Origin of the sequence: Clostridium estertheticum, from assembly GCF_011065935.2 — a bacterium.
GTDB classification, from domain to species: Bacteria; Bacillota; Clostridia; order Clostridiales; family Clostridiaceae; genus Clostridium_AD; species Clostridium_AD estertheticum_A.
In genome coordinates, this window is record NZ_JAAMNH020000001.1 from 3,536,112 (window position 1) to 3,562,001 (window position 25,890).

General features: G+C 30.3%; 31 protein-coding genes. 1 reads left to right on the forward strand and 30 read right to left on the reverse strand.

The features are described 5' to 3' along the window. Positions 1–8 precede the first annotated feature (8 nt). From G9F72_RS16825 to dapF, 29 genes are all read right to left on the reverse strand, one after another. Positions 9–461: an arginine repressor gene (locus tag G9F72_RS16825; RefSeq protein WP_164955789.1), complete on the reverse strand. Its 453-nt coding sequence runs from the start codon at positions 459–461 to the stop codon at positions 9–11. Next, on the reverse strand, positions 430–1,311 hold the full coding sequence (locus G9F72_RS16830) for an NAD(+)/NADH kinase (protein ID WP_164955790.1): 882 nt from the start codon (positions 1,309–1,311) through the stop codon (positions 430–432). The genes G9F72_RS16825 and G9F72_RS16830 overlap by 32 nt, the downstream gene beginning before the upstream one ends. A 56-nt stretch (positions 1,312–1,367) precedes the next feature. Continuing rightward, on the reverse strand, positions 1,368–2,180 hold the full coding sequence (locus tag G9F72_RS16835) for a TlyA family RNA methyltransferase (RefSeq protein WP_164955791.1): 813 nt from the start codon (positions 2,178–2,180) through the stop codon (positions 1,368–1,370). A gap of 35 nt (positions 2,181–2,215) precedes the next feature. Further along, a complete protein-coding gene (gene dxs / locus G9F72_RS16840; RefSeq protein WP_164955792.1) occupies positions 2,216–4,078 on the reverse strand; it encodes a 1-deoxy-D-xylulose-5-phosphate synthase in 1,863 nt (620 codons plus the stop codon). A 262-nt stretch (positions 4,079–4,340) separates the two neighbouring features. Beyond that, positions 4,341–5,210, reverse strand: a complete 870-nt coding sequence (locus G9F72_RS16845; protein WP_164955793.1) for a polyprenyl synthetase family protein — start codon at positions 5,208–5,210, stop codon at positions 4,341–4,343. A gap of 115 nt (positions 5,211–5,325) precedes the next feature. Next, complete coding sequence (locus G9F72_RS16850; RefSeq protein WP_164955794.1) at positions 5,326–5,556, reverse strand: exodeoxyribonuclease VII small subunit; 231 nt, start codon at positions 5,554–5,556, stop codon at positions 5,326–5,328. Next, the gene (xseA, locus tag G9F72_RS16855; RefSeq protein ID WP_164955795.1) at positions 5,556–6,761 is read right to left on the reverse strand and encodes an exodeoxyribonuclease VII large subunit; all 1,206 of its coding nucleotides are present in this window, start codon (positions 6,759–6,761) and stop codon (positions 5,556–5,558) included. The genes G9F72_RS16850 and xseA overlap by 1 nt, the downstream gene beginning before the upstream one ends. Further along, positions 6,751–7,599: a bifunctional 5,10-methylenetetrahydrofolate dehydrogenase/5,10-methenyltetrahydrofolate cyclohydrolase gene (locus tag G9F72_RS16860; RefSeq protein WP_164955796.1), complete on the reverse strand. Its 849-nt coding sequence runs from the start codon at positions 7,597–7,599 to the stop codon at positions 6,751–6,753. Before G9F72_RS16860 ends, xseA begins: the two co-directional genes overlap by 11 nt. Before the next feature lie 156 nt (positions 7,600–7,755). Next, positions 7,756–8,151 carry a transcription antitermination factor NusB gene (gene nusB / locus G9F72_RS16865; RefSeq protein ID WP_164955797.1) on the reverse strand — a complete coding sequence of 132 codons (396 nt, stop codon included), beginning with the start codon at positions 8,149–8,151 and terminating at the stop codon, positions 7,756–7,758. A gap of 157 nt (positions 8,152–8,308) precedes the next feature. Further along, positions 8,309–8,698 carry an Asp23/Gls24 family envelope stress response protein gene (locus tag G9F72_RS16870; protein ID WP_164955798.1) on the reverse strand — a complete coding sequence of 130 codons (390 nt, stop codon included), beginning with the start codon at positions 8,696–8,698 and terminating at the stop codon, positions 8,309–8,311. A gap of 81 nt (positions 8,699–8,779) precedes the next feature. Then, positions 8,780–9,280, reverse strand: a complete 501-nt coding sequence (locus tag G9F72_RS16875; RefSeq protein ID WP_164955799.1) for a SpoIIIAH-like family protein — start codon at positions 9,278–9,280, stop codon at positions 8,780–8,782. Positions 9,281–9,318: 38 nt separating this feature from the next. Beyond that, positions 9,319–9,984: a stage III sporulation protein AG gene (spoIIIAG, locus tag G9F72_RS16880; RefSeq protein WP_224676152.1), complete on the reverse strand. Its 666-nt coding sequence runs from the start codon at positions 9,982–9,984 to the stop codon at positions 9,319–9,321. 112 nt (positions 9,985–10,096) lie between these two features. Then, the gene (gene spoIIIAF, locus G9F72_RS16885) at positions 10,097–10,690 is read right to left on the reverse strand and encodes a stage III sporulation protein AF (protein ID WP_164955800.1); all 594 of its coding nucleotides are present in this window, start codon (positions 10,688–10,690) and stop codon (positions 10,097–10,099) included. 56 nt (positions 10,691–10,746) lie between these two features. After that, positions 10,747–11,895 (reverse strand): stage III sporulation protein AE, encoded by a 1,149-nt coding sequence (spoIIIAE, locus tag G9F72_RS16890; RefSeq protein WP_164955801.1) that lies wholly within the window; start codon positions 11,893–11,895, stop codon positions 10,747–10,749. 9 nt (positions 11,896–11,904) lie between these two features. After that, positions 11,905–12,288, reverse strand: coding sequence for a stage III sporulation protein AD (gene spoIIIAD / locus G9F72_RS16895; RefSeq protein WP_164955802.1), 384 nt, complete (start codon positions 12,286–12,288; stop codon positions 11,905–11,907). Positions 12,289–12,362: 74 nt separating this feature from the next. Continuing rightward, the gene (spoIIIAC, locus tag G9F72_RS16900; protein WP_164955803.1) at positions 12,363–12,560 is read right to left on the reverse strand and encodes a stage III sporulation protein AC; all 198 of its coding nucleotides are present in this window, start codon (positions 12,558–12,560) and stop codon (positions 12,363–12,365) included. Between the two features lie 16 nt (positions 12,561–12,576). Beyond that, the gene (gene spoIIIAB, locus G9F72_RS16905) at positions 12,577–13,095 is read right to left on the reverse strand and encodes a stage III sporulation protein SpoIIIAB (RefSeq protein ID WP_164955804.1); all 519 of its coding nucleotides are present in this window, start codon (positions 13,093–13,095) and stop codon (positions 12,577–12,579) included. Next, positions 13,088–14,023, reverse strand: coding sequence for a stage III sporulation protein AA (gene spoIIIAA, locus G9F72_RS16910; protein WP_164956073.1), 936 nt, complete (start codon positions 14,021–14,023; stop codon positions 13,088–13,090). The genes spoIIIAB and spoIIIAA overlap by 8 nt, the downstream gene beginning before the upstream one ends. Positions 14,024–14,198: 175 nt before the next feature. After that, the gene (gene efp, locus G9F72_RS16915) at positions 14,199–14,756 is read right to left on the reverse strand and encodes an elongation factor P (protein ID WP_124997840.1); all 558 of its coding nucleotides are present in this window, start codon (positions 14,754–14,756) and stop codon (positions 14,199–14,201) included. A gap of 337 nt (positions 14,757–15,093) precedes the next feature. Then, positions 15,094–15,504, reverse strand: a complete 411-nt coding sequence (locus tag G9F72_RS16920) for a hypothetical protein (protein WP_224676153.1) — start codon at positions 15,502–15,504, stop codon at positions 15,094–15,096. A 2-nt stretch (positions 15,505–15,506) separates the two neighbouring features. Beyond that, the gene (locus G9F72_RS16925; protein WP_164955806.1) at positions 15,507–15,947 is read right to left on the reverse strand and encodes a hypothetical protein; all 441 of its coding nucleotides are present in this window, start codon (positions 15,945–15,947) and stop codon (positions 15,507–15,509) included. A 6-nt stretch (positions 15,948–15,953) separates the two neighbouring features. Next, positions 15,954–16,730: a hypothetical protein gene (locus G9F72_RS16930; protein WP_164955807.1), complete on the reverse strand. Its 777-nt coding sequence runs from the start codon at positions 16,728–16,730 to the stop codon at positions 15,954–15,956. Between the two features lie 82 nt (positions 16,731–16,812). Beyond that, a complete protein-coding gene (locus tag G9F72_RS16935; protein WP_164955808.1) occupies positions 16,813–17,235 on the reverse strand; it encodes a hypothetical protein in 423 nt (140 codons plus the stop codon). Next, complete coding sequence (locus G9F72_RS16940; RefSeq protein ID WP_164955809.1) at positions 17,225–17,683, reverse strand: hypothetical protein; 459 nt, start codon at positions 17,681–17,683, stop codon at positions 17,225–17,227. Before G9F72_RS16940 ends, G9F72_RS16935 begins: the two co-directional genes overlap by 11 nt. Next, positions 17,680–18,126, reverse strand: coding sequence for a prepilin-type N-terminal cleavage/methylation domain-containing protein (locus tag G9F72_RS16945; RefSeq protein ID WP_164955810.1), 447 nt, complete (start codon positions 18,124–18,126; stop codon positions 17,680–17,682). The genes G9F72_RS16940 and G9F72_RS16945 overlap by 4 nt, the downstream gene beginning before the upstream one ends. Continuing rightward, positions 18,107–18,550 (reverse strand): Tfp pilus assembly protein FimT/FimU, encoded by a 444-nt coding sequence (locus G9F72_RS16950; RefSeq protein WP_164955811.1) that lies wholly within the window; start codon positions 18,548–18,550, stop codon positions 18,107–18,109. Before G9F72_RS16950 ends, G9F72_RS16945 begins: the two co-directional genes overlap by 20 nt. A 158-nt stretch (positions 18,551–18,708) precedes the next feature. Beyond that, the gene (locus G9F72_RS16955) at positions 18,709–19,908 is read right to left on the reverse strand and encodes a type II secretion system F family protein (protein WP_164955812.1); all 1,200 of its coding nucleotides are present in this window, start codon (positions 19,906–19,908) and stop codon (positions 18,709–18,711) included. Between the two features lie 66 nt (positions 19,909–19,974). Further along, positions 19,975–21,654 (reverse strand): GspE/PulE family protein, encoded by a 1,680-nt coding sequence (locus tag G9F72_RS16960; protein WP_164955813.1) that lies wholly within the window; start codon positions 21,652–21,654, stop codon positions 19,975–19,977. 182 nt (positions 21,655–21,836) lie between these two features. Next, positions 21,837–22,658 carry a diaminopimelate epimerase gene (gene dapF, locus G9F72_RS16965; RefSeq protein WP_164956074.1) on the reverse strand — a complete coding sequence of 274 codons (822 nt, stop codon included), beginning with the start codon at positions 22,656–22,658 and terminating at the stop codon, positions 21,837–21,839. Positions 22,659–22,836: 178 nt separating this feature from the next. Between dapF and G9F72_RS16970 the strand changes: the two genes are divergently transcribed. Continuing rightward, positions 22,837–24,576, forward strand: a complete 1,740-nt coding sequence (locus tag G9F72_RS16970; RefSeq protein ID WP_164955814.1) for an NFACT family protein — start codon at positions 22,837–22,839, stop codon at positions 24,574–24,576. Positions 24,577–24,615: 39 nt separating this feature from the next. On the opposite strand, the gene G9F72_RS16975 is transcribed toward G9F72_RS16970, so the two are convergent. After that, complete coding sequence (locus G9F72_RS16975; RefSeq protein ID WP_164955815.1) at positions 24,616–25,755, reverse strand: class I SAM-dependent RNA methyltransferase; 1,140 nt, start codon at positions 25,753–25,755, stop codon at positions 24,616–24,618. Between the last annotated feature and the right edge of the window lie 135 nt (positions 25,756–25,890).

Genomic DNA, 25,890 nt, shown 5'->3' on the forward strand with positions numbered 1-25,890 from the left:
GACTCCCCCTATTCGTTAATCATTTTTTTAATTTTTTGGACTATCACTTTTGTATCTTCTTCATTTCTAGCTAAAATAAAAACAGTATTATCTCCAGCTATAGTTCCTACAATACCATTGAATTTTAATGAATCTAAAGCCTCAGCAGCAGCTGGTGCAGATCCAGATATAGTTTTCAATACTATAAATTTATCTACATTGTCAACATAAAGCACGGTTTGGCAAAAAATATTAACCAATTTATTTGATAAGAAGCTATCCTCTGGAGAAATAGTAGCATATTTGTGAGTCCCATGTGAATTCATTACCTTAATTAATTTTAGTTCTTTTATGTCTCTAGATACGGTTGCTTGAGTAATATCAAAGCCTTTACTTCTTAGTTCTTCAGCTAACTGCTCTTGAGTTTCAACTTCTTTAGACTGAATGATCTCAATTATTTTCGCATGACGTGCAATCTTCATTTTTCTCTCCCTCACAATCTGTGGTTCTAGAAATTATTTTTTTTCTTAAAATTTCAAAATAATTATAATCATTAAATTTAACCAATCTACATTTTTTGTCTGAAACACTTACTAATATTTTTTCATAGTTATTTAGCTTTATTGCCCGTTGTCCATCCAGTGTCAAAAATATGCTTTCATGTTCACTTTTTATGCTTATTGATATTTCACTTTTACCGTCCAGCACTATAGTTCTCATAGATAGTGATAATGGGCAAATAGGCGTTACAGCTATAACATCTAAATTAGGATAAATTATAGGACCACCTGCTGATAGCGAATAAGCTGTAGACCCTGTTGGTGTAGCTATTATAAGTCCATCCCCTACAAAATCAATATAGAACTTATTATCTATGTGAAGTTCATATTTAACAACTCTTGCTAGTGTTCCCTTGGAAACAACTATATCATTTAAAGCAGTATATTCTTCATTGCTTGCTCTATTAGGCAAGGTACACTTAAGAATCATTCTATCTTCTACATAATAATCTTCTTCAATAAATCTTTTCATAGCATTTTCAAATTCTCTTAGCTCCACACTGGAAAGAAAGCCTAAATTACCTATATTCACTCCGAGTATTGGGATACTCGCATTATTTAGATTTCGTGATGTTAATAAAATCGTCCCATCTCCACCTAATGCAATTATAATATCTAAATCCTTATATTTTATATCTTCAAGGCCAATTGAATCTTTAAACATAAATATATTAGTATCATCAATATATTTGCTAATAATATTTCTTACATGTTTAATTATCTTGCCATCTTTATCCTTTGTGGTATTTATATTAATGCCAATGCTTTTCATAATTTCTCCTTGCCCTTCTTAGCAAATATCAACTATTAATTTTTGCCTCATTGCCCCTAATTTAAATTTTCATGGGCCTGCCTAACTAATAGCTCTATATTTTCCACATTATAATTTACAAAGTGGTCCTTAGATTTTGTAAAATAAATTAAATACTCAATATTACCATTGGGTCCTTTTATTGATGAGTAATCTAAATTGATAACATTTACATTGAGACATTCCAATATGTTTAAAACTCTAGTTATTACCTCTATATGTAGGCTTTGTTTTTTTACCACACCTTTTTTATTAACAACGCCTATACCTACTTCAAATTGTGGCTTTAATAGTGCTACAATACTGGCATTATCTTTTAATAGATTAAGTAAATTAGGGATAACTTTTTCCAGTGATATAAATGACACATCAATACTTGCAAAGTCGGCAAGTTCCCCTATACTATCTAGGCACAAATATCTGATGTTTGTATTTTCTAATGACACAACTCGGGGGTCGCCTCTAAGACTACTATCTAACTGATTTGTTCCAACATCTATAGAATATACTCTGCATGCCCCATGTGCAAGCATGCAGTCTGTAAACCCTCCTGTGGATGCTCCTATGTCCAGACATACTTTATCTTTAAGGTCAATATCAAAACAATCTATTGCCTTTTGCAGCTTCAATCCCCCACGGCTTACATAAGGGATATCTTCTCCAATAAATTCAATATTGGATGATGTATCTATTTTTTTTCCGTATTTTCGAGTCATAACACCATCTACAAATATATTACCAGCAATTATATTTTCCTTTGCTCTTTCTCTAGAAAATAAAATTCCCCTTTGAACTACTAGAACATCTAATCTCTCTTTATTCTCTACCATGAAAAACTCCTTACAAGTCCACTAAAGTGGGTTATTTAGACTAACTTTAGAATGCTTTGAAATATTCCATCTACGTCTAACTTATATAATTTATATAGTATATCAACTGTCCCATGAGGAATAAATTCATCTTTAAACCCTAAATTAATGACCTTTGTTTCCCCATCCAATGAATTTACATATTCTAATACTAATGAACCTAATCCTCCATGTACAAGATTATCTTCTATGGTTACTATGGAATATTTTTTATGGACTAACTCTGAAATCAGGGCTTCATCAATGGGCTTAATAAAGCAGGCATTAATTACGGTAGCCTCTACTCCCAGTTCTTTCAGTTTTTCTCTAACTAAAACAGCATTTTGGACCATTTTACCAGTAGCTATTAACGCTATTTTACCACCTTGAAAAAGAATTTCCCATTTCCCTCTCTTAAAATTTTGAATAGAGGACATGCTAATATTGGGATTGTCTCCTCCCCTAGGATATCTTATAGCAATTGGGTAATCTTGTTTAACTGCAAAAGTTAACATAGACTTTAATTCACTTATACATTTAGGAGCCATAATTGTCATATTAGGAATATGAGATAAATAGGATAAATCAAATATGCCTTGGTGTGTTTCTCCATCTTGACCAACTATGCCAGCTCTATCTATAGCAAAAATAACAGGTAGCTTTTGAATGCATACATCATGTACAATTTGGTCATAAGCCCTCTGAAGAAAAGTAGAGTAAACTGCAAAAATAGGCTTTAACCCTTGTGATGCCATTCCTGCCGCCATAGTAACTGCATGTTGCTCTGCAATTCCTACATCAAAAAATCTATTAGGAAACTGTTTTGAAAACATTTCTAGCCCAGTCCCTTCAGGCATGGCTGCCGTTATTGCCACTATATTTTTGTTCTCTTTTGCAAGGCTCACAATCTGCTCACCAAATCCGTCAGAGTAACTTTCCTTAGAGCTACCACATAACTCTCCAATTAAGGGGTTAAATGGACCTACGCTATGATATTTACGTGGCTGGTTTTCAGCAAATTTATAGCCCTTTCCCTTTTTAGTTATAACATGAATAATTACTGGTCCATCTATATTTTTAGCTAGCTTTAGAACCTTACTCACTGCTTTAATATCATGTCCATCTATAGGTCCTAAATATTTTATACCCATATGCTCAAATAACATCCCCGGAACAATAACCTGCTTAATTCCATCCTTAATTTTATGAATTGATTTAACCATACCATTGCCTACACTAGGAATTTTTCTAAGGGTAGAATTTATTTCTTTTTTTATTCTATTATAAGTTGGATCTATTCTAATTTCGCTTAAGTACTTAGACATTCCTCCAACATTTTTAGAAATAGACATTTGATTATCATTGAGCACAATAATCATTTTAGTTTTCCTAAATCCTACATCATTTAAAGCTTCCAAAGCCATGCCGCCTGTAAGCGCACCATCACCTATTACTGAAATAACATCATAATCTTCACCTTGTAAATCTCTAGCTCTTGCCATACCAAGCCCTGCAGAAATAGAAGTACTACTGTGTCCTGATTCAAAGCTATCATATTTACTCTCTTCTGTTTTAGGAAATCCGCTGAGTCCTCCAAAATTTCTAAGCGTATCAAATTTATCTTTTCTTCCTGTAAGAATTTTATGTACGTAAGATTGATGCCCTACGTCCCATATTATTTTATCTTTATCTAAATCAAAAACATTGTATAAACTTAGGGTTAATTCTACTATACCAAGATTAGAAGCTAAATGCCCTCCAGTTTTAGAAACTTTTTCAAGGAGAAAATTTCTAATTTCCACTGCAAAAATATTTAATTCTTCTATAGACATTTTTTTTACTGCATTTATATCATTAAAATCATCTAAAATTCTACTCATATATCTCTACCTTCTTTATTAATTATAATATTTTAAAATCCCCCAAAATAATATCAATACAAACTTATTATAATAGCCTATTAATATAAGAAACTATTAATAGCAATGTACCAAAATTACTAAGGCATTGACTTTATTTTGCCCGCATTTATGGGGACATTATATCATATAATAATATTTAATTCAAAAGCTATTTCCACTTAAATAAACAATTTAGTGTCATTTTAGAATGATATCATCAATTTAATATATTAATATATTTTTAAAATTCTCTTTTCAATAAAAATTCTGTTATTTCCTCTAAATATTTTGTATTTACCTCAAGCTTTTTTAATATTTGAAAACAATCCTGGGTTAAATCATTGCACTTTACCCTGCATTTTTCTAAGCCATACATAGTTATAAAAGTTGTTTTATTATTACATTCATCGCTTTTTACATTTTTACCTAGGACGTCCACATCCCCAATTACATCTAATATATCATCTTTTATTTGAAAGGCGAGTCCTAATTTTTCGCCAAAGTCGCTTAAATTAGCTAAATCTTCGATCGGTGCATTTGCAAGGATTGCACCACTCACTATTGCCACTTTAATTAGTTGCCCTGTTTTATTTCTATGCATATAAAGAAGCTCTTCCTCTGAAATAGTTTTACCTTCACTTAAAATATCGCAAATTTGACCAGCTATCATTCCTTGAGATCCAGAAGCAGTTGCTATGGTAGCGCTTGCGTTAATTTTGTTTAAATTTCCATCTAAACATTGGTTTAGCATTATTATCATAGCCTCATTTAATAATCCATCTCCTGCAAGGATAGCTATCGCTTCGCCGTAAATTTTGTGATTTGTAGGTTTCCCTCTACGCAAATCATCGTTATCCATGCTTGGCAGATCATCATGAATAAGAGAATATGTATGAATCATCTCCAGAGCCGCTGCAAAAGGCATTATATCTCTATAATCACTCTTGTACATAGCATATGTAAGAAGCATTAAAATGGGTCTGACTCTTTTTCCACCAACTTTTATACTATAAATCATTGCTTCGAAATTCCTATTATCAATTTCAGGCTTATCATTAAAATAATCACTTATCCATTGTTCTAATACATCTTTCATGGATTTTATATTCATTTCATCCCTTCTCTTCTCTATAAAATGTGGAAATAATTTAGTTCAAGGCGTATGGAACAAATAACAAGTGCTACGCTTATCTATTTTGACTTGTTATTTATTTTCATGCGCTAAATTAATTTTCAACTTCGGGTATTGCACCAAAATCTTTTTCACCTTCAGCCGTTAGTATTTTTATTTTACCTTCTGTATCATTTAAAATTTTATATAGACTGTTGCAGATTTTTATACCTTCTTCATAGATAGACATGGTTTGTTCCAATGTAACTTCATTTCCATCCATAACATCTACAATTTCTTCAAGTCTTCCCATCATATTTTCATAAGACTCTTTTTTCTTTGCCATTAAAATTCCTCCAAATCGCTTATTTTAAATTCAGCACTACCATCTTTCAAGGTAATTTTCACCTGTTTTATATTTTTCAAATTGCTAATTTCACTAATAATGACCTTTTCGTTATTTTGCAATAGTGCGTACCCCTTATTTAGTACATTTAAGGGGTTATGTGCCTGCAAAAGAGCATTGAACTTGGAAAGTTTCTGCTTTTCTAATGAAATCACAAAATTAAATTTATAGCTTAAACTTTCTTTTAAATTATCAATACGAATATATTGATTAACTATATAATTTAGTGGGTTATTTATTTTTAATGATTTATTTAATAAATTAACTTTATTGTATTCCTTGGTGACCTTAAATTGAGCAGATCTAATTAGCAGTTCTCTAAGTGAGTTAATTTCATTGTTTAACTCTTTTAAATTCTTCACAGCAATCTCAGCCGCAGCTGATGGAGTAGGCGCTCTGTAGTCGCTTGCGAAATCTGCTATAGTAAAGTCTGTTTCATGACCTATTCCAGTAATTATAGGTATTTTAGAATTGTAGATTTCTAAAGCTAAGTTCTCTTCATTGAATGCCCATAATTCTTCTATAGATCCTCCACCTCTTGCAATAATAATTAAATCAACATTTTTTGTACTATTAAAATATTTTATGCCGCCTATAATGTCCTCGCTTGCGTTTACCCCTTGAACTAGGGCTGGATATATTAGCATGTTGATTTTTGCATTTCGCCTTGTGGCTACATTAATAATATCCTTAATTGCAGCTCCTGTTTCCGATGTAATTACTCCTATTTTTAAAGGAAATGAAGGTATATTTTTCTTGTGCGCGTTATCAAACAATCCTTGTTTTTCTAATTTTTCCTTAAGCTTTTGGAAAGCTAAATACAATTGTCCTTCTCCGTCTGCCTCTATAGATTCACAATAAATCTGATATGCTCCCTCACGCTCATAAACAGAAACCTTACCGCGAACAATAACATTCATGCCGTCTCTCGGGGTGATTTTAAGTTTATATGTTTGTGACTTAAACATTACACAATTTATCTTTCCAAATGCGTCTTTTAATGAAAAATATATGTGCCCACTAGAATGTATTTTCACATTAGATAGCTCGCCTTTTACATTAGCATTGTTTAATATAAAGTCACTATCTACTATTTTTTTAATATATCCATTAAGGGCAGTTACTGTTATTACTTTAATAAACATTATTCCTCCATGCTTCGCAAGCATTTTTAATAAGCATTGTAGTAGTCATTAGTCCCGTTCCACCCGGTACAGGGGTCACATAGCTTGCATGATCAATAACATCGTAAAAATTTACATCCCCGGTAATTTTATTATCTATCATTGTAGTCCCAACATCTATAACAACTGCTCCTTCTTTAATAAAATCACCTGTAACAAACCCAGGTTTTCCTATTGCGGCAACTATTATATCTGCTGTTTTACAAATTCCCTTCAAATTTAGTGTTTTAGAGTGACATATAGTTACTGTTGCATCTTCATTAAGTAGTAATTGTGCTGCTGGTTTCCCTACAATATTGCTTCTACCTATAACAACAGCATGTTTACCTTTAATAACGCATCCAGTATTTTTTATCATCTCAATGACCCCTAAAGCGGTACAAGGCATAAAACACTTCTCTCCCTTATAAAATCTACCCATATTCTTATCAGTTAATCCATCAATATCCTTTTTATATGAAATTTTAGATGTAATTTCTTTCTCATTAAATTTTTTTGGCAGTGGTAATTGAAGAATAATACCATCTACAGTACTATCATCATTGAATTTTTCTATAATATCTATAATATCCACTTCATCAACATCTTTACCTAATTGAACACAACTATATAAAACGCCTAATTTATCACAAAGATTATTCTGACTTTTTACATATGACAAGGATCCGCCGTCGTCTCCTACCAAAATAGTCTTAATTGAAGGCACCCGGAGGCCTTTCGCAGTCCCTTCGTTTATAACTGACTTAATTTCATTTCTGTAGTTTTCAACTATTATTTTACCATTAACTTTAATACCCATATTATCCTCTCCTTTTGGTTTTAAAATATTAATTGTATAAGAGATTTCAACTATAATCCTAAAATTCCTCTTTTATAGTAATAAAATAGACTAGCATACTTACTAGTCTATTTTAAATATGCCTTTTCTATAATTAACATTAAAGGCTCTAACATTTTAAATCATTTTTGCTAAGATACCATTTATAAAAGCTGGCGAACTATCTTCCCCATATTTTTTAGCAAGTTCTATTCCCTCGTTTACTGAAACAGCACCCGGTATATCTTCCTCAAATAGTATTTCATATGTACAAATTCTTAAAATAGCTAAATTCATTTTTGATAGTCTATCTAATTTCCACTTAATTAGATACTTTTCAATATTTTTATCAATTTCACCGCCATACTCATGAATACCTGCTAATACCTTTGTAATATATTCCATATCAATATCGTTTAAATCCACATCTGTATACTCTTTGAAGTTTTCAATTATATCCTCATAACTCTCTTTATTTATTGACATTTCAAAAAGTAATTTCATTGCTACTTCTCTTGACTTTCTTCTGTTCATTAGTAATCCTCCTAGTTTTTCTATCCTATATCATAATAACCAAGTTAAAAATATAAAGTTTAGTTTAATTAAATTATTATGGAGTTAATTATAATTATGTCCAAATTTACATATTTTCAACGTACAAACACCCTCTGATTAGAGAGGGTGTTTATTACTATGATTCTATTTCCTCTACCTTTTCTGTTTTAGGTAGTACAACATTTTGTACATACACATTTACTGCTGATACCGCAAGTCCAGTCATGAGTTCTACAGATTTTTTTACATTTATTTGCGCTTTCTCAGTTACTTCTGGAATCTTAACCCCATATTCAACTACAACGTGTAAATCAATTACAGCACTATTTTCTCCTACATTGACTTTAACGCCTTTAGATAAGTTTTTCTTACCACTTAATATTTGAGTTATTCCACCAACGAGACTAGCACTCATTCCAACAATTCCCTGTATTTCAGCAACAGCGAGTCCCGCTATAACACTAACTACATCTTCAGATATTTTAACAACACCCATTTCCGTTTCATTTAAAATTTTATCTTCCATATTAGTACCCCCTTGTTTAGCTTAGGTAAAACATGATAATGCTACATTTATTATAGCAGATAAATATTTGATTTACAATTACTATTCTTTGATCTTAACATCGATTTTTTCTAATTTAGTTTTACTCATGACAACATCTTGAATACCACGAAGCTCTTCTTTTGAAAGCTCCTTCTTTGAACTTTTAACAAATATTTCCACTTTGTCATCTACTATACTGCAAAGTGCTGCATCAAAGCCTTGAGCTTTCAGTGCAAGTTCTATGTCTGACTCATTCTGCGTTGCCGTTGCTACAGCTAAGTATTCATCAGCAGCAGTTGCCTTTTGTTCTTTTGGAGTATTAGCGTCATCTATTAGTGCTTTAATGTTTTGAAGAGTTTTTGCATTGTCTTGATCTCTTGATAATGTTGCTTCTGTAAAAAAGGTTGAAGAACTTTTGCCTTCTTTTAAAGATATTGCAGTCTTCTCATTGAAATCACTATCATTTACATATAACGGTCCATTCACCTTTGTTGCAAGGTACCCTGCAATAACTATAAGTACTACCAAAGTAACAATTATACCTGATTGTTTTTTATTCATAATATTTCCCCCCATCTACCTTTCTAAGAAATTATATGCTAATTATTCATAGGATATACATTAACTTTATTTTCAGGCAAATTAAATAAATTAATTACTGCCTGTCTAATCCTTAGTTCAGTTATTTTTTCATTTGATCCTTCTGCCACTACGCATACACCTGTAATAATAGGCTTGTATTTTTTTACTATTAGTGGCTCATTTGTATTTCCGTTATTGGACATAACAACCGTTCTTCCGTCGTTTTTTTGAGTGGTATTTCTTTTTCCTCCACCAGTATCATTTTCTACTGTAAGACTTTCAGAATCATTTATGTTTACTGCCGGAACACTCTCCTCGCCACTCTCAAAATAGATCATAAGTTGTACCTTTCCAACTCCTTGAATTTCTTCAAGTGTGGATTTAAGTTTGTTTTCTAATTGTGATTCATAATCAGTTAATCCTGAAATGTTTGCCTTTTTTACAACTTTATCCTTCTCAGTTTCTGCTAAAGCAGCCGAGGTTGGACCTGTATTTTTGAAAAAACTACTGCCGAGTACTATTACAACTGCTATTAAGATCATTAATACCAAGTTTCCTAATAGCTTGTCAGATTTTTTAACGCTTCCAATTTTCTTTTTGTCATCACCACCATTTAATTTTGTTTTAATATACTCAGTAAATTTACTAAGTAAATCATCATTATTCATAGACCCATTGTTCATAAAAATCCCCCTTATCTTATTTTTAATCACAGGCACATTTAAATAAATAGATAATAAATATGCTAGTCTCCCTTAATATGCTTTGGAATATCCTAATTGTTAATCCTTGGTTTTATGAATTTAATTTATAAACAGTAATAATTTTACCAGATATTTTAAATTTACTACTTAAAAGCCTCTTTATTTTGTTTCCTTCTTCGCCCTGCAAAATGTTTTTATTAGATGCATTCACACTTTTAGTATTAATTTCTATTTTCTTAATACTTTTAACCCCTTTCTCTACAATCCCAATTTCAATTCTATTAATATTGAATACTGTATTTTTTTCATCATAAGTAATATCTATATCAGCATTATACTGACTTTCTGGATAAGCCTCTTCTAAATTTATAATACATTGATTCTCTAAATTCACTTTAAAATTCTCAGTTGTATTTAGTATGTTACTTTCTTTGTACTTTTGCATATCTGTGACCACAGTACTTGACTCCATGTAATTTGTTGCTTTATTGGAATATGAATAAAAATCAAAGTCCTTATGGAAAATCTTTATTATAGGATTTATAATTACTACAATTAGTAACAGTCCTAACACAAACTTAGCATATTTTCTCATATTATTATCTGGTAAAATCATCTCCACTGCAGTAATAAAAAATATAGCAATAGTGATGTTTGTTACCCAGACTTTTAATACTTCAATCAAATTAGCACCACCCCCTTTATAATAAGTTTACAGTTGAAAGTTTAGATTGGTTTGCTCTAGCCCATTATTATGCCTTTCCCTGTAGAAGCTATTATTGCCACCATTATAAAAAACATTACACTTACCGATATTACGCAGGACATTAAAAGAATAATAGAATCCCCTACCGAACTTATAACATCTACTGTACGGCTATCACTTATTGGTTCAATTATTGCAGCAGTAGCCTTATATAAAAAAGCCATAATTAACAGTTTTATAATTGGCAATAAAACTATTATTAAAATAATAACCAGTCCCAATCCACTTATGGCATTTTTTAAAAGAAGTGAGTATCCAGCTACTGTAGAAATTGCATCAGATAAACATTTCCCAACTACAGGTATAAAATTATCTACCGCAAATTTAGCTGTTTTAATAGTAACTTGATCTATAGTTTTAGCTGCTATACTTCTTAAAGTAATTACCCCAATAAAGACTGTCATCACTATTCCCTGAACCCAAATAGCAATTTGTTTTAAAAGCTTTGTTAAATTATTAATTTTAAAATCACTGGATATATTGTTAACAAATTGTAGTACGAAGCTCATAAAAATTATGGGTATGAGAATATCTACATAAACTCTAGAACTTATCGTAGCAAAACCCATTATTACTGGGTCGAGCAGTGTAGCTTCTGTAAATCCTCCCACACTAGCTAGTAGCATCATTAGTACTGGCATAAGTGCTGCCATAAAATCTGTCATATTAAGAATGGTATCTTTAGCCAGCTCTACTGATATATAAAAACTTTTAGTTATTAAAATGATCATTACACCATAACAGGCAAAATAAGCAATATTGGATAAATTTTCACTATTAAAAGCACTTTGGAGATTATTAAGCAGTGCGCAAACAATAGCAATAATCAAAAGACTCCCAATTAACTCCATAGACGCATAAATTTCCTTAAATGTAAATTTAATAAAATAATTAGAAATGTTTTTAAGACTAAAACCATTTTCACCAGTTTTCATAAATCCATCTACAAAAGCTTTGGGTTCCATGTCGTTAAATATTTCATACTTTGTTTTTATATTAGTAATATAATCATATAATTTGGTTATTTCCATTTGCTGTTTTTCTCCAATTTTACCTATTTCGGTAGCCTGTACACTAATAGGTAAACATATTAAAAGTAATAAAATTATTATTATTTTTTTCATATTATACCTCTACATTATTTTTAAAATTGATTGCATTACTGCCATTAAGATAGGTATTGCCAAGACTAATATTAATATTTTACCAGCAAATTCAACTTTTGCCCCTATGCTATTCTCACCAGCATCCCTACAAATTTCACTGCAAAAGGATGCTAAATAGGCAATGCCCAGTATTTTAAAAACTGTATTTAAATATACAACATCAATGTTGGCCTTATTTGCTAGGGTTTGCAAAAAACTCATTATTATTGTAAGTTTGTTTATCATAAACAAAAAAATTAATATTCCTGCTGCAATGCTTACTTGAATAGCTAAATCGTCCCTCTTGCCTTTAAATATAAGTACTATAAAGAGTGCCATGAAAGCAAATGCAACAACTTTAATTATTTCCATAATGCCCCTCCTTGTTTGTCTCAGTTAATAGCTTGGCCATGAGATAACAATTCTCTATTATTATCTCCCTAATGCTAAAACTGAAACAAAGTTTTTACAGAAGTAAATAGTTTGCTTACTAGATTTATAACCATCATAAGAATTAATATTACTCCGGCTAAATTTGCAACTACTGCAATGTCTTCCTTTCCCCCGCTTTTTAAAATCTTGTCAATAATAATTATCAGAATCCCTGTTGCCCCTATTTTAAACAGCAAACTAACATCTAACACTTAAAAAACCTCCTCCCTATATTAATGCTATTACAATCACTGCCCCAAAAGAAAAACCTAAATATCTGTACATTCTTACATTTTTATTCATAAAATCTTCTGATATTTTAATTTGTTTTTTTAAATTTGCAAGTGTTAATGAAAATATACTGATTTGGCCTTCAATATCAGACTCTCCTAGAGTTTTAGATAAATCCAAAATAACATTTATATCGTCAGGGTTTAGATATATCCTGCTCTTTATTAAATTCATTGCACAATTCATTGCCTCATATACATTTTCATAGTCATTGTCAGATAATAATTCACCGGTTTTATTAAAAAGCTCCCGTATAGGTTCTTTGCTTTTTTGTGCTACACTTTTAAAAGCATCTGGAAGTAGAGCATGTACATAAGTTATTTCATTTTGAAGCTGATATATTGCTCTTTGAACTTCATTTAGCTGAAAAACTCTATACTTTAACCTTTCACTATATATAAAACCCGCTCTAGTTGAAGCGCCTAAAATCACAGCACATGCAATTAATTTAATCATTTAAGGACCTCCATATATCTGTGCCTTTAGTAAAATCATAAATGCATTCTATTGTACCAATGCCTCTTTTGTTAGAAAGCACTATGCCTCTTGTAAATACGAAGTTCTCCATAATATCTTTAAAAACTAATCTTTTATACAGATCTTCAATTCCAAAGCCATGAATAGTTGTAATTAAACTAATACCTGAATTTAATGCCATTAAAATACTTTCCATATCATTTTGGGTGCCTATTTCATCACACACAATGACATCAGGAGACATGCTTCTAATGGCCATCATAATCCCTTGGCTCTTGGGACAATTATCTAGTATGTCTGTTCGCATTCCCACCTCCATTTGTGGTATGCCTTTAAAGGAGCCTGCTATTTCTGACCTTTCATCAATTATGGAAACATTTTTACCATTAAAATTTTTATTTTTATCCCCCTGAGATATATGACGCGTAATATCTCTAAGCAGAGTTGTTTTTCCGCATTTAGGAGGAGATATAATAATTGTATTGTATACTGAATTGTTGCACGTAATGTACGGCATTACTTTATCAGCACAACCAATAATTTCTTTGCAAGCTCTTATGTTTATGGATGATATATCTTTAATGGTTTTTATGCTATTGTTCTCAATAACACAAATCCCACATAGTCCAACTCTATGTCCACCTTTTATAGTTATATATCCCTGCCTGATTTCGTCTTCAAAAGCATATATTGAATAATTGCTTATTCTCTGCATTATATATTTAATATCATCTGTCGTTGCAATATAATCCCAAATTTCTTCTTTATTACCAATATGAATAAATATAGGCTTGTTCACTTTTATTCTAAGTTCTTCCAGCTCCTGTATTTTATTAACCTGTTCCAATTTACTTCTAATAGTCTTTGGTAATATTTCAAATAAATCTTTTGTAACTAAAATTTTTATCACCCTCTCATATATAATTTCTATTATGGGTTGTTATAAAATATTCCATATAAATTTAAAAATTATTAGCTTAAATGGACTCATTTTACATAATATATGTGATGAATCTCCAAAAAAGAATAAAAAAAAAGAACCAAATTGGCTCTTTTTAAATATATAATCTATAGCTTGTAGTTTATACTCTTAGCATATAGTCGCCATTTCTGGTGTCTATCCTTATAGTCTCACCTTCATTAACGAACATTGGAACTTGGATTATTGCTCCTGTTTCTACAGTAGCTGGTTTTGTTACACTTGAAGATGTATTCCCTCTAACACCTGGTTCAGTGGCTGTTACAACTAGTTCTACAAAATTTGGAGCTTCCACTGAGAAAGCCTCATTCTTATAAAATTTTATTACAGCAAACATATTTTCTTTTAAGTATTTTATAGCATCTTCAACTTTTTCGTAGTTAAGTGGTATTTGTTCATATGTTTCTTGATCCATGAAGTAGTATAATCCATCTGCAGCATATAAATACTGCATTTCTTTTCTTTCTATAACTGCTTCTTGTAATTTTGTAGTTGGATTAAATGTTTTTTCTGTAACCCCTTGGTTAATAACGTTTCTTAATTTAGTTCTAACAAAAGCAGCCCCCTTACCAGGTTTAACATGTAAAAATTCTATTACTGTATAAACTTGTCCACCCTCATCAAATGTAGTTCCTTTTCTTATATCACCTGCTGATATCATTAAGTATCCCTCCAAAATTCATTGTTAATTCAATTAACCCATTATATTATAACCTTATTAGATATATTAATACCAATTCCTACAGTCATACTATAGGAATCTTTTTTATCCCAGTAAATTTAAATTGACCCGTTTATAATTGAAATTTCATGTGTAGTGATTCTTTTAAAATTTTTTTTTATAATCATAGTAAATATAAACATTACAGTGGAACAATGTTATTTTATCAAAACTTAATGATATTTGCAAATATAATTATGTAATATTTAAATAATCTTTATTCTTTTTATAAATATACCACATAAAAACTATATATAATCATAACATGGTGAATAATTTACTTGTTTTTTTTAAAATCCATACTTATAGTTGTAGTTTTCTCCGCTTTATTAATATTAATACTGTTTATGCTTAAAATATTCTTGCTTTCATTTAAAGAATACAAGGATGTATACAATAATCCTATATCTCCATTATACTCTACTTGGATATTGCATATCTCCTCCGACTTCATATTAATAGTTTTTACTCCAAAATTACTATTTTTTCTTATAAGTTCCAAAATGTCGCTGTATCCATATTTTTCTATATTGACAAGCTTTTTATCCACTGTAATATCAGCTAGACTTTGGTTTTTAATCCAATTAATTTTATGCATTACAAAAATAAGTTTAAAAGACAAAATACCCATTATCATTAGTAAAATAACTAAAGTCCTATTTAATTGCCTATTTTTATACATCACCATACCTATAATGTAACTTTAAAGTTAAACTTCCCTTCATTTTTAATGTTTGGAGTTAATTTTTTAATTGAATAATGCTCTTCCATGCGCCTTATCACATGAATATATTCCTCATAATCATTAACTTCAATATCTATTTCCAAATTATCTTTTGTAATGTTAATATTCTCGTAGCTGAAATTATTATCTTCAAAAAACTTAGTGAGTTCACTATATTTTTCAATAATACTTGTATCTTTTTTAATATTTTCTATAACATTAATAGTTTCATTTTCCCCACCTATATATTTCTCTATATTATTTTTTTCATTAGAAATATTTAAAATGAGGCTCATCAAAATAATATTTACTACTAAAGATATTTTAATATATAATTTTACTTTTTTATTCCATACTCCAGTTTTTCTATCTTCGTACCAATTTGGAATGAATGTTTTTTTCGCCATAACTATCTATCCTTTTATTATTATATATTTTACCAAGTCATCCCGTTTTAAATTTCTTAATATTACCACAGGTAATGTAGGATATTGGAATTCTTCTATATTTAACCCTTCTACATTTGAATAATATATTGTTTTACATAGTTTAGCATGGTCATTGTACTTATCTAGAAATTCATTCATTGCATATGAAAATTTAAATAAAAGCAAATCCACAACTCTTATAATAGTATTAGCCACAATTTCATTATTATGACATATTAATAAATATAAAATGCAATTATAATAGAAGCCCAATATATAGTTTTCTTCATTGATTTCATTACAATAGTAACTTTTGACGCAAAACTGAATCGTGTTTACTTTTTTTAAATTGATATTATTATCAATGCAGCTTTCTAATATATTCAAGTTATTTCCACTAAGGCAAAAAACCATTATTTCCATATTAAATTTATCTTTTTTAATTAACTTATATGTAAATGAAATATGATCTATATCTTTATAATAATATCTTAGTTCATTTTTAATCAAATCATTAATTTGGTGTTTTTTAACTAGTGGTAGGGTTACCATTTTAATATAAATCGTCTCACCTTCAATAAGCACATATAAGTTTTTGTTCCTTATATTAATTACAAAATCTTTTATATTTGGAGTATCCATTTGATATGTGTTTCCACAAGTTATATTGTTAACCCTATTTAATATTACCCTTTTAGAAAATTCTATAGCTGAAATTTTTTCTGCAGAAACTTCTAAAAACATATTCCTTCTAAATTTCATTTTTCACTCACCGCCACATTTACAACTATAATCAGTTGTTTAAAGATTCTTTCAACTTGCCACTTGCCACGTGAGTGGCACCTTATTTATAATCTGTTTTTATAAAGACCATCTTATAGCTTTCACCAATAGCTTGTAATTCGAAATAATCATTTCTGTTTGCTTCATACTTGTAAGGTGTTGTGAAAATAAATTCATTGCTTATATTAGAATAACTCACCTTAGCTTTTTCATACTTTACTATGTAGCTTTTAGAATTGTAAAAGAACTCCTTTATTCCTGTTTTTTTTATTGTTTCATTATTTTCATTAAGATAGGTATAAAATAGTGTCATTAAATATTCACTATATCTTTGATAGTTATCCTCTTTTATTAGGTATTCTTTAGTGCTTGTAGAATACTTTACTTCTGACATTTGAATATCAAATATATACATCATTATAATCAAACAAATCATTCCTACTAAAACAGTATAAACCAATATAAACCCCTTTTTAGTTTGCATTTTCTATTGCTAAACACCTCTCCATTGTTTGACCATTGTACCAGCCCACTTTAATATAAAGAGTTCTTCCAGTCCTTTTAGCCACAAATTCTTTCACATCATCTATAATTACACTTTTATAGGAACTATCCACAGGTAAGCTATATTTTGTACCATACAAGATATAAAGATTACTTTTGACACATTTTATGTGATTTATGGTGCTTCCATCGGAATAATTTATTTTAATAATATTATCCTCAGTTTTTACTACAGTGGCATCCTCATTGACTTCTTTTTCTATTATTGCTATAGCTTCGTTTAAATAATTAAACCCCTTATTTTCTAATACATTATTTTTATAATTTTTTAAATAAGAGACAAGCAAACTATCTACCACCCCCACCATTAAAAATACCAGGCCCATAACAATTACTATTTCTATAAGTGTAATTCCACTTTTTTTCATTTATGGTCACCTTTGTAGAAATTACACTGTAATTCGATAAGCTCCTCTGGGCTACCCGAATGTAGGGTGAGTCTTAAAGTATATACTTTAAATTCACATTTTAAAAAGTTCAATTGTATATAGGAATCCGTAAGGATTGCCTTGTCCGAAAACAAGTCCATTACTCCTATTTGAATTTTATTCACATACATATTTTCACTATTTACAAAAACTCTGTTATTTTTCTTTAACTCTTCTAATTCCTCAAAGGTCATAGAATATATAATATTATTTTTAAGGCACTCCATTAGGGTTACATTATTATTTATAGTTTTAATATCCTTTTTTATATTGTGAGAAGTTACGTCGAAAGACATCATACAAATGAAAATGATAGAGAATATTCCTAGGCTGCATAGTACCTCAAGCATGGTAAAGCCTTTTTTATTTATTGATTTTGACATAGGACGTACCTACTCTCATTGTAATTTCGTGTTCTATTGAATTATTATCTTTTAATATTATTGTGCAGGCATCATTACTAAAACCATACTTATCAATTTCAATATCTCTATTTATTCTCCTACCTTGAACACTATATAAGGTTATTTTGTTTGAGAATACCAACGTATTTATGGTATTAAGGCCATTTTCTAAATTTATTTCATTCCTCACTATATCAAAAGTTATTTTTGCACTGCAGGCATTTTGTCTACAATACATCTTTGAATTATTAATAAACCCTACTGTTGCATTACTATAATAATCTGCATCTACTTTGTTTTTTACTGATTTATAGTACCTTACAGAAATGACGCTACAGCCTGCCATTATACTCATAATGGCTATAACTATTATCATCTCAATTAATGTAAATCCCCTACGCATAAATTCACCTTTCTTCTGAAATATCGTTAAATCATCATCTTCGATGCGCCAATATTAACGACTTCAGATGGAAATTTAGACTCCCACTGAAGTTTTCTCTTTGTTGAAGAATTTACCCCCTTCTTATAGAAGATGGAGACTTTGATTCTGAAATGTCTTTAAAATTTACCCGCGGAATCCATAACGTTTAACATTGGTAGCATTACCGCCAATATAATTATGCCAATCATAACCCCTAAAAATATTATTAGAATTGGTTCTAGTAGTGCAGTGGCTTTCTCTACATTTTCCTCTGCATCCTCATAAAATATATCTGCAGCTATTAAAAACATTTCATCTAAATTACCCGTTTCTTCTCCTATTTTTGTCATAGCCATAAAAAATTGTGGAAATAGGTTCATTGAGTTTAAAGAACTTGATAAATCTCCACCTTTTTTAATGTCATCAAAAACTGTTTTAAGCTTTAGCTTAAAATATCTGTTTCCAATAACATCATGAATTATCTCGAAAGCACTTACCAGGCCCACCCCACTAGTTAGTAATATATTAAGACCTCTAGTAAATCTTGTGTAAATAATACGTTTATATACTGGCCCTAATATTGGGCAACTAAACTTTAATTTATCAAAGACCATCTTGCCCTTTTCTGTTTTTAAATATTCTATTAAAATAAAAACAGCAGTTAAATTTATCATTAAAACCCATAAAAAATTTGCTGCTAAAAAGTTACTCATCCCTAAAACCAGTCTAGTTATTAATGGAATTTTTGCATGGAAAGTATTCAAATTTGTAATAAATACTGGAATTACTTTTATAAATAAAAAAAACGATACAATTGTTAATGTGACAAATACTGTGCAGGGATAAATCATGGAATTAGTGAATTTTTTTAATAGCTTATGCTCTTTTTCATAATAAACTGCCAATTCCTCTAGAATTATATCTAGCTTCCCACTCTCTTCACCTAGATAAATCATATTTATCATAAACTCAGGGTATACATTTATAGTGTTTTGCATACTTCTATGAAGTGAATTACCCTTTTGTACATTTCCTCTAATGTTTAGGAGACTATTTTTTATAGATTTATGCTGTATTTGCTCATAAAGCAAATTGAGAATATCGCATATGGGAATGCCCGACTTAATACATATTGAGAATTGCTTGCAGAATATAGCTATAGTTTTCAAATTAGGTTTAGGAGAAATTTCAGTTATTTTTTTTATACTCCTACACTTTATTAAAAATAAGTCTTTCGTCCGTAAATCTAATGCTAATTCTTCTATACTATCACTGCACGTAGTACCCTTTATTGTTATTCCATCATATGTTTTAGCCATATATTTGAATTTCATCATTTTATACTTCACCTATTACTAGCACCCTCAAAAACAACTAGTAAGTTTACCATTTTTTTAGATGCCCTATTTAAAATTATAACTATAAGTAGCATTTACAAATTCTTCTATTGAGGTTACGCCATTGTGAACTGCAGCGCTGCAACTCTCTATAAAGGAATCTGATTTATTTTCATTGCAATATTTCCAAAGTTCATCGCTTATGCCGCTTCTTGCTATAATGGATTTATGAACACTATCTAATTTTAGTAATTCATATACCACAGTTCTACCTTTATATCCAGTCCCATTACATTTGTTACAACCTGCTCCTTTATATAATTTCTCCCCAATATTAAATCCTAAATGCTGAAATTCACCATTAATAGTCTCATATTCCATTTTACAAAATGAGCATAATTTTCTTATTAATCTCTGAGCTAGTATTACAACTAATGAATCCGCAGCTAGATAGGATGGAATACCCATATCTATTAGCCTAGATATGGACGTAACGGCGTCATTTGTATGAAGTGTTGTCAATACTAAGTGGCCTGTTATTGATGCCCTAACGGCAATTTGTGCGGTTTCTTCATCTCTTATTTCTCCAAGCATTATTACATCTGGATCTTGCCTCAATATGCTTCGTAGCCCAGTTGAAAAAGTAAGCCCCGCTTTATTGTTTACGTTTACTTGATTAATTCTAGGCATATTATATTCTATTGGGTCTTCTATGGTAATGATATTTTTACTTTTACTATTAATTTCATTTAGTAGCGCATATAGTGTGGTTGATTTTCCGCTTCCTGTAGGTCCTGCGACGACAATCATTCCATGAGAAAGTTTTAATATATCCTTTAAAATTAAAACTTTCTCAGAACTAAAGCCTAATGAGTCTAAATTAATAAATCTCTCTAACTTATATAAAACTCTTATAACTAGCTTTTCTCCATACATTGTTGGTAGGGATGATACTCTAAAATCGTAGTCCGTTCCATCTATATTTTCTGTTATTTTACCATCTTGTGGTACTAATTTAGTGGCTATATCCATGTTTGCCATTATTTTTATTCTTGTACATAAGGATTTATATACGTTACATGGAATTTGATTTATTTCGTTTAGAATGCCATCTACTCTCATGCGAAGTATGGCAAAATACTTAAACGGCTCTAGATGAATATCGCTAGCTTCTGCATTTATGGCTTGTTTTAAAAGGGAGTTTGTTATCCTAATAACCGGTGCATTTTCATTTGATAATTCTGAATGTGCTTCTTCATTTTTTTCACTTTCCTCTAACATATATTCTTTTCTCATTTCTTCAACTGCCACATCCACAATTTGTTTTCCATAGCAGTTTTCAATAGCCTCCGAGATATTACTAGCTAAGGCAAAGAATATTTTGACTCTTTTGTTTGTTATAAATTTCAGTTCATCGATAACTTTTATTTCAAAGGGATTTGAAAAAGCAACATGTACTTCAACACTATTATCATAAAAAGGTATTACACCATACCTAGTAGCTACCTCCTTGGATATTAGTTTAAATGCTTGATTTTTTTTACTATTAGATTCCAGCTCAGTATAAGATATGTTAAAATCCTTCTGTACTATTAAAATAAGCTGATTTAAATCTATTTTTAGGTCTTGTAGAATTATTTGCTCTTCACTACAATTGTTTCTTAAGGAAATCTCCTTTACATCTTTATACTCTTCTTGCGTAATAAGGCTCTTGTCTAATAATAATTGGAGTAGATTTTTTTTCATCTTATTTTACCTTTTCTAATACTTAATTTTCATAGGATATCCTTTTGTAATTTTTGTCCACTTTTAGAATTTTATTCACCTTTTATGGAAGAAATTTTCGACAAAGCAAAGAAAATGTAGAAAGAATTTTCGACAAAATAAAAAGCAACTGTACTATTAATAAATAGACAGTTGCTTAAAACTTAATTTAGAAAAAAATGTCCTTCAAAAGTTATTTCTGCAGGTCCTGTCATTAGAACCTCGTCATTAACCATCTCTATAGAAAGTATTCCACCGGGAACCTGAACTTCTACCTTTTCATCAACATATCCTAGTCTGTTTGCTGCTACTACAGCGGCACAACTACCAGTACCACAGGCTAAAGTTGGTCCTGCACCTCTCTCCCAAGTTTTAACCCTTATCCTATCTCTTCCTACTATTTCACAAAAATTTACATTTGTTTTTTCAGGAAATGAACTGTGCCGCTCAATAAATCTTCCTTCCTCAACCTGATAATCTTCCTGTCTACCAAAAACAATAGTATGTGGCACTCCCATAAACATTGAAGTAATGCAATACTCTTTATTGTTAGCCTCTATCTTTTTATTAATTATTTCTTCAGTTACTAAAGCAGGAATACTACTGGGATTAAAATTGTATTTCCCCATATTTATAGTTACACTTTCAGCGAATCCATTTTTAATGCTTATATTTGCCAGCTTTACACCATCACCAGTTTCTATTTTTATATTTTCTTTTTGCACATATTTTTTTTCAAAAATATATTTAGCAAAGCACCTTATTCCATTTCCGCACATAGATGCATAAGAACCATCAGCATTAATAATTATCATCTGAATATCTGCTATATTACTTTTAGTAACTATTAAAATTCCATCTGCACCTATTCCAAAATGCCTATCACAAAGTTTTATAGCGAGTCCCTCTAAATTAGCATATTTGCCCTGAAAATCTTCAATAACAATAAAATCATTTCCCGTTCCCTGCATTTTTGTGAAATTTATAATTTCCAAATAACTCCTCCTCCTTATAATCCAACTTGTATGACTTTTCAATAATTTTCTTTAATGGTATAATATAAATGTAACTTAACTTATTAGTATTATATTATATAAAGTATTATTTACAAAGTATAAGTGTGTAAATTTATAAAGTTTTAACAATTGTGAAAGGGTGATATGTATGGCATTAGATGGAATTTACTTATCTAGCCTCATTGAGGAAATAAAAGATATTATTATAGATTGTAGAGTTGATAAAATAACCCAACCAGAAAAAGATGAAATCATATTAAGTTTTAAAAAGAATAGAAAAATATATAAATTATTAATAAGTTCAAGCTCCAACTATCCTAGAATCCATTTTACAGACTTTAATAAAGATAACCCAGCGCAAGCACCTATATTTTGTATGGTTTTAAGAAAATATTTAAATACTGCCACAGTTTTAGATGTAAGACAACTAAGTTCAGATAGATTGCTAGTTATTGACTTTAAAAGTAGCGATGAATTAGGCTTTGATAGTGTATACTCACTTATAATTGAAATAATGGGTAGGCATAGTAATATCAGTTTAGTTAGAACCCGTGACAATTTAGTTATGGATAGTATTAAGCATGTAACGGCAGACATAAACAGTTTTCGTGTTTTATTTACTGGTGTAGAATATGTATACCCTCCCATCTCTACAAAACTAGATCCTTTTAATTTTAGTTATGAGGGATTCTATGAGTATATATCCACTAAAGAAATACAGTACTCTGAAAAGTTTTTTACAGGTACTTTCACAGGAATAAGTTCTAAACTTTCCACTGAACTCCTCTATAGGTATTCTTTGGAGAATAGTAATTTTGATTTAGCACACGCTAAACAGATTTATGATTTTACAGTAAATATGTTTAAATCCCTACATCAAAATACTTTTTTAGCTTCCTATACTATGAATGGTAAATTAGAAGATTTTCATTGTGTTAAGCTTACCTCTTTAAAAGATTGTGAATATGACCAATATGATTCACCCTCTAAATTAATAGAGAATTTTTATTTTCAAAAGGATAACCATGATAGATTAAATTCTAAAAGTGCAGGTCTTCAAAAAATAGTTCATAATAATATTAATCGTTGTGATAAGAAGGTAAAAATACTCAAGGAAACCTTAAAAGAATGTGACACTAAAGGCGCTTATAAGTTAAATGGTGAACTTTTAACTGCAAATATATACTCCCTTAAAAAGGGTGACAAGTTTGCAAGTGTTGTTAATTACTATAGTGAAGATGGGGAGTACATTAAAATCAAACTCGACGAAAATAAGACTCCCTCCCAAAATGTTCAATATTATTACAAAAAATATAATAAATTTAAGATAGCAGAGGAAATGGCCACAATACAAATGGAGCTTACTGAAAATGAATTGAAATATCTTCATTCTGTACTTACTAACATAATAAATGTAGAAAACTATAATGGAATTGAAGATATTAAAAATGAATTAATAGAAACTGACTATATTTCATTTAAAAAGCACAGTAGTGGTAAAAATAAAAAGGCAAAGCCAACAAAACCTATGCATTTTGTTTCAAGTGATGGCATTGACATATATGTTGGTAGAAATAATATTCAAAATGATTTTTTAACATTAAAGCTTGCCAATAAAAATGATATGTGGCTTCACACAAAGGATATCCCAGGTTCCCACGTTATTATTAAAAATTTTGGTGATATACCTGAAAGCACACTACTCGAAGCTGGAAATTTATCCGCATTTTATAGTAAATCTAAGGATTCTTCTAGTGTACCTGTTGATTATACACAGGTGAAAAATGTAAAGAAGCCCTCAGGTGCAAAACCCGGAATGGTTATTTACTCTACAAATAAAACTATGTATATAACTCCTAGCGAAAGCCACTTAAAAAGGATTGAATAAAAAAGATATGCTGCATAATGTTTATGCAGCATATCTTTTTTATTCTTGTTTTTTTTGTCTAGGTATTTCTTTTATATATTGGTAATAATAACATAGTAATCTTCCATTATATAATTTTCTATTTTTATCTGCTTTCTTTCCAAAGTCCTTCTGAAAATCACCATTGGCGGTTATGACAAAGCAAGACCATTCATTTAGCCTCTCATACATCTCTCCGAGGTCAATATGAAGTTTTTTAACTTCTGCTAATTCTCCTAATCTTTCTCCATAAGGTGGATTAGTTATAATAACTCCATATTTCTGTCTTGAGGTAAAACTTTGCATTGGTATTTTTTGAAATTTTATAAACTCCTTGACTCCTGCTTTTTCTGCATTAGCTATGGCTGTTCGAAGTAGCTCTCCATCAATATCTGAGGCTAGGATTTCAATTTCATTGTTATTTACAGTTTTTCTTGCACCTTCTCTTACTTGCTCCCAAATATCTGCCTCCATTGATGGCCAAGTTTCGCTTGCAAATTTTCTGTTTATCCCCGGAGCAATGTTTTTCGCTATAAGAGCCGCTTCTATGGCTATGGTCCCAGAACCACAAAGCGGGTCAGCTAAAACTCTTGAGCTATCCCATTTACTTATTAGCACAAGGGCTGCAGCTAATGTTTCTTTTAGTGGTGCCTCGCCAGCGTATTCTCTATACCCTCTTTTATGTAATCCCACACCAGAAGTATCTATGGATAGTGTCACTATATCTCTTAAAATTGCAACTTCTATCTTATACTCTGGGCCTTGTTCTGAAAACCACTCGCTATTATATTTTTTCTTCATAGACTCTACTACTGCTTTTTTTACTATGCTTTGGCAATCTGGAACACTGTGAAGCTGTGATTTTACAGATTTACCTACGATATGCATATTACCGTCTTCTGGTATTAAATTACCCCAATCTACTGCCAGCGTTCCTTGAAATAATTCTTCAAAAGACAAGGCTTTAAATTCAGCCATCTTTATAAACAGCCTTTCTGCGGTTCTTAGCCATGTATTGCATATAGCAATATCCATTTCATCCCCTTCAAAGGTTACTCTTCCGTTTTCCACCTTTAAATCTTCGTATCCTAGTGCTTTTAGTTCTTTTGCTGTAACTGCTTCTATCCCAAAAGTAGTCGTGGCAATTAAAGTATACATCATAAATTATCTCTCCTATTTCTTCTTTTTCTTAGGTATCACTCATATTATAATATCTCTATTTGTTATTATTGTCTAGAATTTTTAAATTAGAAAGCATTAAAAATAAAAGTGCCAGAACTTCTGCTGGCACTTTTG